The sequence below is a fragment of the Bradyrhizobium sp. USDA 4532 genome (assembly GCF_024171315.1).
Classification (GTDB): Bacteria; Pseudomonadota; Alphaproteobacteria; order Rhizobiales; family Xanthobacteraceae; genus Bradyrhizobium; species Bradyrhizobium australafricanum.
In genome coordinates, this window is the sequence record NZ_JALJZN010000001.1 from 2,441,931 (window position 1) to 2,456,144 (window position 14,214).

Genomic DNA, 14,214 nt, shown 5'->3' on the forward strand with positions numbered 1-14,214 from the left:
GGCGCAGGAATCGGGGGCCGCTCCGACTTCGCCGGGATGCATTCGCGGTCGGGATCACGAGCGCGAGCGCGCCCCATCAGGCGGCGTCCTGCCTATCCGCGGCAATTGTCCCAGGCGCAGGATCAATCGTCCGCACCGCCCTCTTGCCACTTTGATTCAAATCAAGCTTCGGGCCGGCCGCGGCTGACAGGCTCGGCGTCCTCATGGATCGGAAAGCCGCTCTCGATTTGGCTGCCTTTCGGTCGCGACTGCCTGTGTCACCCCGATGTGGAGGACGTCATGAAGAACACCAAGACCCTGCCGGCCTTGATCCTGCTTGCGAGCATGGTCGGCATTGGCGCGAGCCAGGCGGCCCCGTTGCCGACCAACGTCGCGGCCATGAAGGGCATGGTCGAGAGCAACACCGCCCTTCAGGTGCGCTGGGGCGGCTGGGGCGGCTGGCGCGGCGGCGGCTGGGGCTATCGCGGTTGGCGCGGCACCGGCGGCTGGGGAGGCTATCGTGGATGGGGCTATCGAGGCTGGGGCGCTGCAGCCGCCGGTGCGATCGTTGGCGGAGCCATCGCGAGCTCGGCCTACTATGGCGGGTATCCCTACTATGGCGGTGGATACGGCTATGGCGGCGGCTATGGCTACGACTATTGCCCACCGGGCGGAGGCTACGGCTATTACGCTCGGCCACGCTACTATGACGGATGGTAGTGCCGGCTTTACGTGACAGGCCGGCCTTCGGTGATGTCACCGAAGGACGAGCAGCGAACGCCGATAGCCGCTCTCGCGCGCTTCATTCCTGCACACGAAGCCGCCATCGAAGCCCCTGGCATAGCGGCTTTGCCCTTTGAGGTAGTAGCGTCCGCGCCGAAAATCGAGCCAGACCACGCTATCGCCGGGGCAATGCCGCTGAGCCTGGGCTTCATAGCGGAAAGGCGTCAGCGGCAGCGCGGCCGTCTGTTGCGCGCAACAAAACAGGAAGGTCGCGGCGCAGGTCCCGACGCCCAACCTGGCCGCCAGACGGTCTCGACGTCCGCTCGATTTTTCAGCTAATTCGAAGTGCATTCATTGCCGCCGGGAATGATCCGTGTCGTACTGAAGACGATATCTCATCTTGTCAGAGCTTCACGGGCGGAGCACCTCAGAACGACAATTCCAGCATCACGCGCGGCAAACAAGAGGCGCGCTCAGGACGATAGCAATCCAAAGGCGACCGCCGCGGTCGACAGCATCCCGGCCGTCACGACCACGACCTTGAAGGCAATATCGCCGTCGGCCTCTTCAAGCCAGCGACGCAGCCAATTGCGAGCGCCAGCCGGCTGGCTTGCGCCACGCACTCGCCGAAATCTGTCGCTGGTATACCCCATGGCTGCGATTGTAGATCGCGGTGGAATGGAGAGACCAGTGCAGCTTGTGCCAAGCAGTCGGGGTCACGTGCGACGGCTTGACTGACCCAATTGGGCTATACGAGCCGGTTCGGCGCCAAGGCCCGCTCAACCAGCGCCCTAGCTTCCCTTCGAGCCGGCGGCGTTCAGCATCGGACGTTGCTCCTCCGACGCGCTCTTCGAGGGCGCCGCGCCGCACATGGAGCCACTCCTTGATTCCGCGGTCGCCGTGCGATCAAACGGATTCCGCTCCATGACCTTCAGCGAAGCGAGTTCCTCCTTGTTCAAATAGGAGATCTTTCCCGGCGGAGTCATGACCATCCTGCCGATGGCCGACGGAGGAATACGGAGCTTGGCCGACAACCTCGCAAGCTTGATCGTGTCACGAATCGTTCGACTGTCCTCGTTGCCGTGTAAATTGGAAACCGAATGGACGCCAATCTTGGCATTTGGCGCCACATAACGCTTCCTGCTCGCCAGGAAAATGAAAGCGCATGCCGAGTCGCATTCTCCGGAAACGTAACTGGCGATTTGCCTCTGGTGCGCGAGCATGGCGATTCGGAAGCCTTCGTAGAGGGACCCACCTCGGGAATCGAGATCGAGGCCAACGACCCGACGCTCAGTCGCCAGATATCCGCGAAAGCGGACAAAGTCCCCATCCCTGATATCTCCACTGAGCTTCAAGACATCTCCAAAGCACCCCTGGACACGGGAAAACTCCATCGCGAGACAGTTCGTCGAGGTCAGCACGACCGCGATGCTCAAAACGCATCCTGCAATCCGCATCGACCCATGCGTGGCGCTCCGGCTGTTTGCGTCGCCATCGATAAATGTCGCGCGGAGGACCCTCAAAGCGTGCTTCCAGGCTGCCACGGCGCTCCCCATTGGACCCGGTACCTCACACCATAGACAGAGCATCGACGCGCATCGTGGGTTGATCTGAATCAAACCCAATTCAGCAAGCGCGCAGGCGGGAGCGCCATTTTGACGTCTAGAAGCGCACGCTCTGTGCCGAGAGCAAACATCATCTACCGTGACCCTGGGATCAGCCAGTCCAATCCAGCATCGGGGTCACCGACAATCTCTACCTTAAGTCATTCATTTCATTTATTTCTTTTTGCCCCCGATCCTTGAGGGGACCGGACCGCCTGAGGAATCCCATTAAGGCTCGACATACGCGATCAATCCACGCTCCACGCGACCTGCTGGTCGAAGGCAACCCAACGCGGGATGCGGCGTCTCGATGGTGCAGCGTCCCGAAAGCCGCCGCTTGCGCCCCATGGCTTGAGCGATGGCCGCCCACACGCGCCGGACAACGCTGTCCGCGTCGCGTCATCTTGTGTAAACTCCCACTGCATCCCGATCGATTTGGGAGAACGACAATGAAAGTCTTCTTGCTCGCCTGCGTGGCCGCCGTCGTCGTGTCGGCATTCGGGGCCCTGGCGCTGAACCGGGTGCAAGAACCGGTCGCACAGGCCTTTGCAACGACGGGCGTACGGCTGTAGCAATTTCGCGTTCAACGGCTGCGCGCCCCCTACTCCGCCGCGGTGACGGAGGGCTGGGGTCGCGCACCGCGCGCATTCTCCTCTTCCAGCCAGAGGCTGTGGTGCTCCCTGGCCCAATTGACATCGACGGTGCCGCTTCCCATCGCCTCGAACGCGCCTTCCATGCCGATCGTGCCGATATAGATGTGCGCCAGCATCACTGCCGTGAAGAGCATCGCGACGATGGAGTGGACGATCTGCGCGAGCTGCATTCCTTCGATGCCTGACAGGTAGAACGGGAACATCAGCGCATATCCCGTCGCCGCCACCAGACCTCCGCCGATGACCACGATCCAGTAGATCGCCTTCTGGCCGGCGTTGAAACGATAGGCCGGCGGATGATCGTGCCCGACGATGCCGCCGCCGCGCTTGATCCAGTCGACATCCGCCTTGTTCGGGATATTGCCGGCGATCCACATCAGGAAGATCAGCACGACGCCGATGGTGAACGGGAAGCTGAGATAGTTGTGAACATATTTCGCCCATTGCGACCATTCGGAAAATGCCTCGTGGCCGATCAGCGGCAGCAGCAATGGACGTCCAAAAGTGACGTTCAACCCCGAGATCGCCAGAATGATGAAGCAAGTCGCCGTCATCCAGTGCACGAAGCGCTCGAATGCGGAAAAGCGGACGATGGTCCGGCCGGAACGACCGCTCTGCAGCCGCACCATCCCGCGGCTGAGATAGAAGATGACCAGCGCCGCGAGCATGCCAAGAATGGCGATGCCGCCGATCCAGCGCAGCGTCACGTTCCGGAACTCGCGCCATTCACGGCCAGCCGGCTGTTCGAGAACGCCCGAGCGCTGGTCGGGAATGCTGACGCGTCCCTGCACCCGGTTCAGTTCCTGCAGCAGCTGCTGCTCCTTGACCGCGCTTGCGGTCGGGTTGACCTGCTGGGCTACGGACGGGGAAGCCGCGGAGACGAGCAGCAGGAGTCCAGCCACGCCAATGACGAGCCGAACACATCGTGCAAAACACGCCATAAGGTCCTCCCGATATCGACGCGACCCGCGCCAGGTCGTCGTCAGGACTCGATCGTCTCGCGATAGGCGGTCTTCCAGCCCCATGCGCCTGAGCCGTAGCCGCGCTTCAGCACGCGCTCTTTATAGATCTGGGCAATGATCTCGCCGTCGCCGGCGAGTAGCGACTTGGTCGAGCACATCTCCGCGCACAGCGGCAGCTTGCCTTCGGCAAGCCGGTTCGCGCCGTATTTCTCGTACTCTTCCTTGCTGCCATCGGCCTCGGGACCGCCGGCACAATAGGTGCATTTGTCCATTTTTCCGCGCGAGCCGAAATTGCCGACCTTCGGATATTGCGGCGCGCCGAACGGACAGGCGTAGAAGCAGTAGCCGCAGCCGATGCAGAGATCCTTGGAGTGCAGAACCACGCCGTCGGCGGTGGTATAGAAACAATTCACCGGGCACACCGCCGCACAGGGCGCGTCGGTGCAGTGCATGCAGGCCATCGAGACCGAGCGTTCGCCCGGCTTGCCGTCGGCGATGGTGACGACCCGGCGGCGGTTGATGCCCCAGGGCACCTCGTGCTCGTTCTTGCAAGCCGTGACGCAGGCGTTGCACTCGATGCAACGGTCGGCGTCGCAGAGAAATTTCATACGTGCCATCGTCGTTGCTCCCTTATGCCGCCGCGATCTGGCAGAGAGTGACCTTGGGCTCCTGCATGCCCGTCGCGGGATCGTATCCGTAGGTGGTTATCGTGTTCGCGCTTTCGCCGAGCACGATCGGATCGGTGCCCTTCGGGTAGTTGCCGCGAAGATCCTTGCCCGCAAGCCAGCCGCCGAAATGGAAGGGCATCCATGCAACGCCCTTGCCGACCCGCTCGGTGACGAGCGCCTTCATCCTTGCTCTGGAATTGTTCTCGGCGCCGGTGACCCAGACCCAGCCGCCGTCCTTGACACCGCGGTCGGCGGCATCGGCAGGATTGATCTCGATGAACATGTCCTGCTGCAACTCGGCGAGCCACGGGTTCGTGCGCGTCTCCTCGCCGCCGCCCTCATATTCGACCAGACGGCCGGACGACAGGATGAGCGGAAACTGCTTTGCAATGCCCTTCTCCACCGCGGCCTTCTGCACCGAGAATCCGATATTGGGCATCCGGAACTGCTTGGCGTCGGGCAGCGTCGGGTATTTGGCGACGAGATCGACGCGTGGCGTATAGATCGGCTCGCGGTGAACCGGGATCGGATCCGGCAAGCCGAAGGCATTCATGCGCGCCTTGCCGTTGCCGTAGGGTACGCAGCCGTGCGCCAGCGCGACGCGCTGAATGCCGCCCGACAGATCGAGCGACCACGACACCGTGTCCGGATTGGCCGGATTGATCTTGTTGATCACGGCCATTTCCGCTTCGGTGAGCTCGCTGTCCCAGCCGAGCTTCTTCAGGCTCGCCAGCGTGAATTCCGGATAGCCATCCTGGATTCCCGACCCCAACGAATACGAGCCGTCCGCGAGCAGGCTTACCTTCCGCGTCGTGCCGTCCGGCAGCTTCTCCTCACGCTCGACGCCGAACCGCGGCCGGAACGTGCCGCCGCCGTCCATCACGTGCAGATTGGTGTTGTAGAGCAGTGGCGTGCCGGGGTGCCTGACCTCGGGTGATCCCCAGCACGGCCAAGGCAGCCCGTAATAGTCGCCGCCAACCTCGGGATCATCCTTTGGCGCCCGCATCGTCAGCATGTCGAACTTCGCCTGGTTCTTCATGTGCGCCTTGAGGCGCTCGGGCGATTGTCCGCAATAGCCGGTCGACCAGCTACCGCGGTTCATCTCGCGCAGCACGTCCTCGGCCTCGGGCAGGTTGTTCTCGACCTTGATCTTCTTGAACATCTGATCGGCGAAGCCGAGCTTCTTCGCCATCAGATAGATGATTTCGAGATCGTCCTTCGACTCGAAGATCGGCTTCACGATCTGCTCGCCCCATTGCAGCGAGCGGTTGGAAGCGACGCGCGACCCCTTGCACTCGAACTGGGTGGCGACCGGGAGAATGTAGACGCCTTCCGTGCGTCCCGCCTCGACCGCGAGCGAGGCCCAGGTCGTCGGATGCGGATCGGCGATGACGAGCAGCTCGAGCGCCTTCAGGCCGTTGAGGGATTCAGGGATACGGGTGATGCTGTTGGAGGCGTGTCCCTGCACGAACACCGCCTTCACGTTGTCCTTCTGCGCAACCTGCTCCTTCGGCAACGTCACCGCCTCGAACCAGCGGGTCAGCGGAATGCCGGGGGTTTCCATGATCTGCTTGGAATCGAACCGCGCCTTCAGGAAGTCATAGTCGACCTCCCAGACCCGCGACCAGTGCTTCCAGGCGCCTTCGGCAAGGCCGTAGTAGAACGGCAGCGTGACGATATCGAGCCCGACATCGGTCGCGCCCTGCACGTTGTCGTGGCCTCGGAAGATGTTGGCGCCGGCGCCGGCCTTGCCGACATTGCCGGTCATCAGCAGCGCGATGCAGCTCGCCCGCACATTGGCGGTGCCGACGGTCTTCTGCGTCTGGCCCATGGCCCAGATCAGCGTTGCCGGCTTCTCGGTGGCGAACATCTTGGCGACGCGCTTGAGCTGCTCGCCGGGAATGCCGGTGACGCGCTCGACTTCCTCAGGAGGCCATTTCTCGACCTCCTTCTTGAGGTCGTCGAAACCGTAGACGCGCTGCCGGATGAACTCCTTGTCCTCCCAGCCGTTCTGCAGGATGTGCCACATCATGCCGTAGAGCACCGGAATGTCGGTACCCGGCCGCATCCGCACATATTCGGTCGCGTGCGCGGCGGTGCGCGTCAGCCGCGGGTCGATGACGATGAAGTTGGCCCTTTGCAGCTCCTTGCCCTCGAGCAGATGCTGCAGCGAGACGGGATGCGCCTCGGCCGGATTGCCGCCCAGGATGACCTGCGTCTTCGCATTGCGGATGTCATTGTAGCTGTTGGTCATCGCGCCGTAGCCCCAGGTGTTGGCGACGCCGGTGACGGTGGTTGAATGGCAGATGCGGGCCTGGTGATCGGTATTGTTGGTGCCCCAGAACGCACCGAGCTTGCGGAACAGGTAGGCGCCTTCGTTGGTCATCTTGGCCGAGCCGAGCCAATAGACGGAATCGGGACCCGACTTCTCACGGACCGCCTGAATCTTGTCGCCGATCTCATTGATCGCGGTGTCCCAGGAGACGCGGGTCCACTGCCCGCCCACCAGCTTCATCGGATAGCGCAGCCGCCGCTCGCTGTGCACGAGCTCACGCACGGAGGCGCCCTTGGCGCAATGCGAGCCGCGATTGATCGGAGAATCCCAGCTCGGCTCCTGGCCGATCCATACCCCGTTCAAGACCTCGGCCGTCACCGTGCACCCAACCGAGCAATGCGTGCAGATGCTCTTGCGCACGGTCGCTCCCGCCGTGAGCGGACCGGCCGCCGCGGCTTCCGCCTTGCGCACGCTGCCGAGCGGCAAGGTGCCGAATGCGGCAAGCGCGCCGCCGGCAAGACCGGATTTGCGCAGGAAGCTGCGGCGGTCGAGGCCACCGGCCTGATCTGCAAGGGAGCTGGCGGCGGAGCCTTGGCGCAGGGAACGCTGGTTTGTTCGCTTGATCAGCACGGTCAACCTCCCTTGGCCGGATAACGATTGACGCGGTAGAACGCCTTGACGTGATCGGTTTCCTTGTAGCGCGCCTTGCGCTTCTCATCGTTGGTTTCGCTGTCAGCCTGCGCAGCCCCGACCAGCGGCGTTGCGAGGGTCGCGCCGGCGCCCACCGTGCCGACGCCGACCTTGCGCAGGAAATCGCGGCGCCCGACTGTGGTTGTCCTGTCTTCACTCATCGCATCTCTCCTGGACCTGCGGATGCAGGTCAGTTCGCGAACGTGAATGCTTCTGTCTCGATCTCGACAAAGGCGCGACCAAGCGCACCGACCGCACGATAGAAGACGGCGCTCTCCGCGCGCTCGATGTCGACGAACAGCCGCCCCATCCAGGGCGCGACGTGTTTGCCGAAGAAGGCACGCTGCGTGTCGAACGGCGCCGGGAAACGCCCTCCCGCGAAACCTGCCATGATCTCGCACAGGATAGCCGCGTGATCTTCCGGCTCGGAATTGTTCGCTATGCGCTCGATCCCGGACGCAGCGAGGTCGGCGCGCAGCCTCGACAGCGGCCGCTCGTTGAGAAAGCCGGTCAGATAGTAGGAGGCGTAGGGCAAGAGTTCGCCGCGGCCGAGACCTGTGAACAGATCGAAATATTCGCGTTCGACCGTCGCCGCGACTGCATTGGCGGCGGATTCGGCCAGCGCGGCATGCGCGCGCCCAAGCGGCGTGGCATCGGCGGTCAACGCAGCCAGTTGATCGAGCAGTTTCTTCGATGGTGCGGCGGACAACAGCGTCGCGAGCAGCAGATATTCCTGCGCGCGCGCGACATCGACAGAATCGATCGGCGCTTCGGCGTGAAGCGGCTCGCTGTACAGATCAGGCCGCAAATTATCGCGCGAGATGCCTGTGGCGGCTTCGACGGCGATCACCCGTTGCGCGGGCACCTTGTTCCAGTTCGAAACAGAGGGCTGGCTGATGCCGATTTTGCGCGCAAGCTCTGCAACGCCGCCGGCAGCGTCAATGGCTCGCTCAAGGCCAGCATCGCGCACGTGGACCTCCATCCAAGTCCCGGGTGCTGATTTTGCTTTTCTTACAAAGCGCTAGCGAAGCCTAGTCCCGGCCCAACGGGGGGTCAATCAGCTCGCATAGTCTGAGGCTATGGCCTTTCGTCGCGGTCCCTAGCGGGGCAGCGCACTGCCGTGCGTGCGGCGCTCAACCGGCACCTGTTCGCCATCGGAGCTTTCGGCGAGCGTTCGTTGCGTTGCAGCAGGATCAGGTGCGGATCCCGTGGTCGCGGCTTCTTCGGCGGCGATGCCCGGCAACTCGACCTCGCGCAATTCCTGCGAAGAATCCGCAACTTCAACCGAACGCTCAGGCGGCGCCTCGGCCAACTTGCCGAGGCCGCCGACGATCCTGTCGATGAGCGCGGTGAGCTCAGCCTCGGAGCAATCCAGCGGGCCAAAACCCGGCATCGCAGTCGGGTCGTTGAAGTCCCAGGCGTTCTCTGCAAGCCCGACAAAGTCGCGGATGGCGGGATCGGCGCTCCAGGCGCGACGAAGCGCCGCACGCGTCAGCTCCTGCGGGATTCCCTTGCGCAGGAACGCGGTGATGTCGGTCGCCGAGGTAATCGTGTCAATCGAAGGCAGGCTCGCAACGTCGAACTCCGCGTCGTCGTCTTTGACGGCTGGCGGCGGCGACTGCATGTCGTCGCGCATTGCCGGATCCGGTGGCGTGGCATTCGCCTTTGCCTCCTGCTTGCGACGGGACCAGCGTGTCAGGAACTTGTCCTCACTCATTCGTGTCCGCCTTCATGCTGCCGGCGCGCGAGCGCCTCCGGATCGGCCTGCCGTCGCTTGCGCTTGAAGAACTCACGTTCGACGTGGTGCTCGGCCACGAAGCTTTCAATCTGCTCACGCAGCATCTCCGGCATGTGGACAGCCTCGACCAGATTCGCACCGGCCTCCGTGAACGCCTCGCCCTCCGAAGGATCGGCGGTCGCGGCAGCCACCGAGTAGGGCCAGGCGCCTTCGGCCGGCGACAAGACGGTCCAGATGGCCGGACTGCCCGAGGCGAGATTGTCGCGATAGCGCGCCGTCTCGGAACCATAGAGATCGACCATGGCGCTGCCGGCATAAAACAGCGTCGTCCCATTCTCGTCGCGAAGCACCGTCCAGGGTTTGGTGTCCGGCTCGTCGGGCAGCACGGCGACCGCGCGCCAGACAAAGTCGGTCCACGGCGAATCCGCCTGGTGCCGCTCCACCACGACGCCGACGGGAACGCGCACAAGCGGCAGCGCGGCCGGACTCATGTCGCCATCTCCAGATGTTTGACCGGCAGCCCCGTCAGCAAATTCTGCGGCTTCATCCGCAGCTTCTGATCGGCGTTCATCGACAGAATGAGATAAACCGGCTCGCCCCGCATCTCGTCTGCGGCCGCGCTCGTGTCCGCAAACGTCAGGCGGAACAAGGAGAGCACGCGTCCGGCGCTGCGGTCGTCGAGCTGCTCGCCATGCCAGAGACGGTCGCCGAGTCTGGTCGCGTCGGCGTCGAGCCCGACATACCAGGTGAGACGTGCATCACGCAGCTCGCGCAGCGGCTCAATGCTGACGTCGATCCCGAGCAGATGGGAGATCCAGCGCACCATCGCCTGCGCCAGCGCTGCCGGCCCGCGGCCGCCTGCGGTGAGGTCGAATGCCATGTCGAATTGATCGCTCCGGCGCCAGTAGTCGTCGGCATTGTCCTCACGCAAGACGTCGAGCTCGGCATCGGTCACCGCCCCCAGCATCGACATCAGCGAGAGCACCGGGGTCGGACTCTGTCCCCCGACGACCTCTTCATCGCCGAGCAGCAGGGCCTGCTCCTGCGGCAGGATGCGCTGCGGGCGGAAGAACAGTTCGGCTGCGCGCAGCACGAACGGATCATCGCAGCCATCGAGCGCATTGCGCAGGATCACGTGCACGAGCTGATTGACGAACAGCGGCGGCAAATCGCTCGTCCCGGACCGGACGGTTGCAAGATAGGCCTGCTCCAGCGTCGGATGCCGCAGGAGGAGATCGCGGAAGGCAAGCACGAGCCGCCAGTTCTCCCGGGCATCCGCATCGACGATCGCGTCAATCTCTTCGGCGCCGACCGGCCTGCGGGGAGCCGCGAGCAGCGCGCGGTGCAGCCGCCGCTCGACCGGGCATGCTTCGTCCGGCGGAACCAGCTCCGGACGAGCAAAATAGGCCTTCAGGAACTCGTCGGTGACGCAAAGCCCCCCGCTCCCGTCGCGATCGAGCAGATGGTGGCCGCACGCGATCCAGAAATCATTCATCGGTGCCGCGACTCCCCACTCATATCGGCAAGCCTGAGATCACCGTCAGGCTCGACATCGTCTTCGACTTCCATGAACGAGAACGCCTTGCTGTGTCCCTGACCCTGGCGCAGTTGCAGCCTGCGGAACGACTCCCGGACTTCGCCGTCGCTCACCGAACGGTGAACGGCAATGAGCGAGCTGACCGGATGGTTGCAGAGCGACTGCGCGAAGGCGACCTCCTCTTCCGCCGCCGTCCGCGCGGTCGCCAGATCCGGCGCACCGAAGCGATCGACGAGCTGCCTGGCGAGGCGGTCGATCAGCGCGCTGCAATCATTCTCGGTCGCAGGCACAATCTGCACCAGCGTCGACCAGCCCCAGGACTGCACCCCAAGGAAGCCACTGCGGAACGCGACGCGGGCCTTGCCGGTCAGCTTCATCGGATCCTGATCGCAGAAGCGGAAGGCACCGGAGACGGCCCATTCGCCCGGCTCGGCCGCCACATCGAATACGAAGGTGTCGGAGGGATCGAGCGCGATGCTGCGGAGCAGTTTCATAGCCGCGGCCCTCCGAGCTTCGGATCGAACCAGGACGGCGTTCCGAGTGCCTTGACGAGTACGCTGCGTTCAATCCTGTCGGCACCGACGCGGCGCGTGAGGAGATCGCCGCCGTCATCGATCCGCAGCACGGTTCGCCGCTCGCGGGGGATCCGGCTGAGATAGTCGCGCGCGAGGCTGCCAAAGCCGTCGGTCTGCCAGCTATCGATCGCCCGCATCAGGTGCCGCGCAAAGCTCTCGGTCACCTGCACGGCTCCCGCTTCGCCAAACCCCTCCTCATCCAGCGCGGACGCGAGCGGATGGACGCCCGGTCCCTGATCGGCCATCGCGACCGTCCGGATCATGGCGCCGAACACCAGCCAGGCAGGCGGCTCGTCCTCGCGCGCTGACGTCGGCCATCCCATCCGTCCGCCGCCGACCAGCCCACCGTCGATCGCGACGGTGTCGGGCCAGCCGATCGCGACCGTCTTGTGCGGCGGCGCATAGGCGCGCAGGGCGTCGGTGAGCGCGACCATGCCGGCATAGAAGGCGCGCCGTGCGGTGGCCAAGGGCTCGCCCGGCTCGAGCACCACGGCGAATTCGGCAAGATCGAACCGCCCGACATACACCAGCGTGCCGGCACCGCTTTTGGGTGCAATGCGGCAAGCGTGAGCAAAGGCGTCTCCGCTCTCACGCAACCGGACGAGCGTGAATGGCGGCGGCAGATGGATCGCTTCCGTCACGGAGACGCGGCTGGTCGGGGTCGACCGCAAGGGCCGTCCTCCACTTTCCTTTTCCTTCCGATAGTGAATATCTATACGAGGTGAAGGAATGGCGCGAGTCCGCAAGACGGCGCCGCACCCGCGGAGGGATCGACCTGGAGCAGCCAGCGAAGACCGTCCTGATCTGCTCGTGTGAAGACACGATGCGCCTTGACGTGGCCGCGATCCAGCGTGGATGTCCCAACTGCGAGATCAGGAGCCATCGTCATCTCTGCGGCGCCGACCTCGAAGATTTCCGCAACGCCGCGAAAGCCGACGGCCCGCTGACCGTCGCCTGCACGCAGCAGGCCGGCCAGTTCACCAATGAGATGGGCGAACGCGCCGGCCCGATCAGCTTCGTCAACATCCGCGAGACGGCGGGCTGGTCGCGCGACGGCGCGAAGGCGGGCCCGAAGATGGCGGCGCTGCTTGCAGCGGCGGCGGTTCCCGCGCCGGACTATCCGCTGGTCACATTGTCGAGCGATGGCATCATCCTGATCTATGGGCGCGACGAGACCGCGATCGAGGCTGGCCAGCTGCTGGCGGACCATCTCGACGTCACGGTCATGCTCAGGAAGCCGGCGGACGTCGTGCCGCCTGCCGCGGCCGTGTTCCCGATCGTGCAGGGCACGATCCGCAGTGCGCGGGGGCACTTTGGCGGCTTCGAGCTCGCGATCGACGACTACGCGCAGCCACGCCCGTCCTCACGCGCCCGCTTCGAGTTCGAAGCCCCGCGCAACGGCGCGATCTCGCGCTGCGATCTCGTGCTCGACCTCTCCGGTGAGCCGCCTCTGTTTCCCGCACACGATCTGCGAGACGGCTATCTCCGCGCGGATCCGAGAGATCCCGCGGCCATGCTGCGTGCGGTGCTCGCCGCCCGCGATCTCGTCGGAAGCTTCGACAAGCCGAGATATGTCGACTTCACACCCAGCCTCTGCGCGCATTCCCGCTCGAAGCTGATCGGATGCCATCGCTGCCTCGATTTGTGCCCGACCGGCGCGATCACGCCGGACGGCGACCATGTCGCAGTCAACGCGGAGGTGTGCGCAGGCTGCGGGCAATGTGCGGCCGCCTGCCCCACCGGAGCGGCATCCTACGCGCTGCCACCCGCCGATACCCAGTTGCAGATCCTCCGCGCCATGTTGCGCGCCTATCGCGAGGCCGGCGGCACACATCCGGTCCTGCTGCTGCATGACAGCCAGCACGGCACGCCGCTGATCGATGCGCTCGCCCGCCATGGCGACGGATTGCCGGCCATTGTGCTTCCCCTCGCCGTCAACGAGCTGACGCAGGTCGGCCTGGAAGCCATCATCGGCGCCTTCGCCTATGGCGCGGCTGCCGTGCGGCTCCTGCTGCGCGCCAAGCCACGACACGACGTGACCGGATCGTTGCTGACGATCCGGATGGCCGAGACCATTCTCGCCGGACTCGGATTTGACGGCCGCCGCGTGAGCACGATCGAAACCGACGATCCCGACACTCTGGCCGAGCAACTGACGGGGATTGGCCCCCTCGCCGGCCTCGAAAATCCCGCGACTTTCCTGACGGTCGGCAAACGCGGCGATCTGCTTCGCTTCGGCTTGAGCGAACTGCATCGCCTCGCCCCCAAGCCGGTTGACGTGATCGCCTTGCCTGAGGGTGCACCTATCGGTGCGATCACCGTCGACGTCGCCGGTTGCACGCTGTGCCTGTCCTGTGTTTCGGCCTGCCCAACCGGCGCGCTCCGCGCCGATCCCGACCGCCCTGTCCTCAAATTCGTAGAGGACGCCTGCGTGCAGTGCGGTTTGTGTCAGAGCACCTGTCCTGAAAAAGTCATCAGGCTCACCCCGCAGATCGATTTCCGGGCAAGACGCGCGCCGGCGCGGGTGATCAAGGAAGAAGAACCTGCCCTGTGTATTCGCTGTGGCACACCGTTCGGCGTCAAGAGCACGATCGATCGGATCGCGACCAAACTCGAGGGACGGCATTGGATGTACCCTGCCGGGGACCGTCGGACCGAGGCCTTGCGGATGTGCGCCGATTGCCGGGTCATTGTCATGAGCGAACAGCAGTTCGATCCGATCCAGGACGTGCCGGAACGCGCGCCGCCACGAACGACGGATGACTACCTGCGTCAACGCGAGAACAAGGACTAGCCGCATGCCTCGATTC

Annotated in this window: 15 protein-coding genes; 3 read left to right on the forward strand and 12 right to left on the reverse strand. The window is 64.4% G+C overall.

Annotation, left to right across the window (positions count from 1 at the left end; all coding sequences use genetic code 11):
- Window positions 1–279 precede the first annotated feature (279 nt).
- On the forward strand, window positions 280–699 hold the full coding sequence (locus J2R76_RS11920) for a hypothetical protein (protein ID WP_057017141.1): 420 nt from the start codon (window positions 280–282) through the stop codon (window positions 697–699).
- A gap of 36 nt (window positions 700–735) precedes the next feature.
- Here the strand turns inward: J2R76_RS11920 and J2R76_RS11925 are convergent, their stop codons facing one another.
- Both J2R76_RS11925 and J2R76_RS11930 read right to left on the reverse strand, forming a co-directional pair.
- The gene (locus J2R76_RS11925; protein WP_253623990.1) at window positions 736–1,053 is read right to left on the reverse strand and encodes a hypothetical protein; all 318 of its coding nucleotides are present in this window, start codon (window positions 1,051–1,053) and stop codon (window positions 736–738) included.
- A gap of 440 nt (window positions 1,054–1,493) precedes the next feature.
- Window positions 1,494–2,138 (reverse strand): ATP-dependent Clp protease proteolytic subunit, encoded by a 645-nt coding sequence (locus J2R76_RS11930; RefSeq protein WP_168856823.1) that lies wholly within the window; start codon window positions 2,136–2,138, stop codon window positions 1,494–1,496.
- A gap of 617 nt (window positions 2,139–2,755) precedes the next feature.
- Here J2R76_RS11930 and J2R76_RS40610 point away from each other — a divergent pair.
- Complete coding sequence (locus J2R76_RS40610) at window positions 2,756–2,878, forward strand: hypothetical protein (RefSeq protein ID WP_256520575.1); 123 nt, start codon at window positions 2,756–2,758, stop codon at window positions 2,876–2,878.
- Between the two features lie 29 nt (window positions 2,879–2,907).
- Here J2R76_RS40610 and J2R76_RS11935 read toward each other — a convergent pair whose 3' ends face one another.
- From J2R76_RS11935 to J2R76_RS11980, 10 genes are all read right to left on the reverse strand, one after another.
- A complete protein-coding gene (locus J2R76_RS11935) occupies window positions 2,908–3,900 on the reverse strand; it encodes a formate dehydrogenase subunit gamma (RefSeq protein ID WP_253623991.1) in 993 nt (330 codons plus the stop codon).
- Between the two features lie 41 nt (window positions 3,901–3,941).
- A complete protein-coding gene (fdh3B, locus tag J2R76_RS11940; protein WP_011088224.1) occupies window positions 3,942–4,538 on the reverse strand; it encodes a formate dehydrogenase FDH3 subunit beta in 597 nt (198 codons plus the stop codon).
- Window positions 4,539–4,551: 13 nt separating this feature from the next.
- The gene (locus J2R76_RS11945) at window positions 4,552–7,494 is read right to left on the reverse strand and encodes a formate dehydrogenase subunit alpha (RefSeq protein ID WP_253623992.1); all 2,943 of its coding nucleotides are present in this window, start codon (window positions 7,492–7,494) and stop codon (window positions 4,552–4,554) included.
- Between the two features lie 2 nt (window positions 7,495–7,496).
- A complete protein-coding gene (locus J2R76_RS11950) occupies window positions 7,497–7,715 on the reverse strand; it encodes a twin-arginine translocation signal domain-containing protein (RefSeq protein ID WP_028345027.1) in 219 nt (72 codons plus the stop codon).
- A 29-nt stretch (window positions 7,716–7,744) separates the two neighbouring features.
- Complete coding sequence (locus J2R76_RS11955) at window positions 7,745–8,524, reverse strand: Cro/CI family transcriptional regulator (protein ID WP_253623993.1); 780 nt, start codon at window positions 8,522–8,524, stop codon at window positions 7,745–7,747.
- 129 nt (window positions 8,525–8,653) lie between these two features.
- Complete coding sequence (locus tag J2R76_RS11960; protein WP_253623994.1) at window positions 8,654–9,271, reverse strand: DUF3306 domain-containing protein; 618 nt, start codon at window positions 9,269–9,271, stop codon at window positions 8,654–8,656.
- Window positions 9,268–9,783, reverse strand: coding sequence for a DUF3305 domain-containing protein (locus J2R76_RS11965; RefSeq protein WP_253623995.1), 516 nt, complete (start codon window positions 9,781–9,783; stop codon window positions 9,268–9,270). Before J2R76_RS11965 ends, J2R76_RS11960 begins: the two co-directional genes overlap by 4 nt.
- Window positions 9,780–10,787, reverse strand: a complete 1,008-nt coding sequence (locus tag J2R76_RS11970) for a DUF6352 family protein (protein WP_253623996.1) — start codon at window positions 10,785–10,787, stop codon at window positions 9,780–9,782. Before J2R76_RS11970 ends, J2R76_RS11965 begins: the two co-directional genes overlap by 4 nt.
- Window positions 10,784–11,323 carry a DUF6505 family protein gene (locus tag J2R76_RS11975; RefSeq protein ID WP_253623997.1) on the reverse strand — a complete coding sequence of 180 codons (540 nt, stop codon included), beginning with the start codon at window positions 11,321–11,323 and terminating at the stop codon, window positions 10,784–10,786. Before J2R76_RS11975 ends, J2R76_RS11970 begins: the two co-directional genes overlap by 4 nt.
- Complete coding sequence (locus tag J2R76_RS11980; protein WP_229189510.1) at window positions 11,320–12,075, reverse strand: biotin/lipoate--protein ligase family protein; 756 nt, start codon at window positions 12,073–12,075, stop codon at window positions 11,320–11,322. Before J2R76_RS11980 ends, J2R76_RS11975 begins: the two co-directional genes overlap by 4 nt.
- Window positions 12,076–12,227: 152 nt before the next feature.
- Here J2R76_RS11980 and J2R76_RS11985 point away from each other — a divergent pair, with 152 nt between their 5' ends.
- Complete coding sequence (locus tag J2R76_RS11985) at window positions 12,228–14,198, forward strand: 4Fe-4S binding protein (RefSeq protein WP_253626000.1); 1,971 nt, start codon at window positions 12,228–12,230, stop codon at window positions 14,196–14,198.
- Window positions 14,199–14,214: the final 16 nt, after the last annotated feature.

Bases quoted from the DNA above. Each gene is read 5' to 3' on its own strand.
- J2R76_RS11950 (WP_028345027.1), bottom strand. From the start codon at position 7,715: ATGAGTGAAGACAGGACAACCACAGTCGGGCGCCGCGATTTCCTGCGC.
- J2R76_RS11925 (WP_253623990.1), bottom strand. From the start codon at position 1,053: ATGCACTTCGAATTAGCTGAAAAATCGAGCGGACGTCGAGACCGTCTG.
- J2R76_RS11985 (WP_253626000.1), top strand. From the start codon at position 12,228: ATGCGCCTTGACGTGGCCGCGATCCAGCGTGGATGTCCCAACTGCGAG.
- J2R76_RS11970 (WP_253623996.1), bottom strand. From the start codon at position 10,787: ATGAATGATTTCTGGATCGCGTGCGGCCACCATCTGCTCGATCGCGAC.
- J2R76_RS11975 (WP_253623997.1), bottom strand. From the start codon at position 11,323: ATGAAACTGCTCCGCAGCATCGCGCTCGATCCCTCCGACACCTTCGTA.
- J2R76_RS11960 (WP_253623994.1), bottom strand. From the start codon at position 9,271: ATGAGTGAGGACAAGTTCCTGACACGCTGGTCCCGTCGCAAGCAGGAG.
- fdh3B (WP_011088224.1), bottom strand. From the start codon at position 4,538: ATGGCACGTATGAAATTTCTCTGCGACGCCGACCGTTGCATCGAGTGC.
- J2R76_RS40610 (WP_256520575.1), top strand. From the start codon at position 2,756: ATGAAAGTCTTCTTGCTCGCCTGCGTGGCCGCCGTCGTCGTGTCGGCA.
- J2R76_RS11965 (WP_253623995.1), bottom strand. From the start codon at position 9,783: ATGAGTCCGGCCGCGCTGCCGCTTGTGCGCGTTCCCGTCGGCGTCGTG.
- J2R76_RS11935 (WP_253623991.1), bottom strand. From the start codon at position 3,900: ATGGCGTGTTTTGCACGATGTGTTCGGCTCGTCATTGGCGTGGCTGGA.
- J2R76_RS11920 (WP_057017141.1), top strand. From the start codon at position 280: ATGAAGAACACCAAGACCCTGCCGGCCTTGATCCTGCTTGCGAGCATG.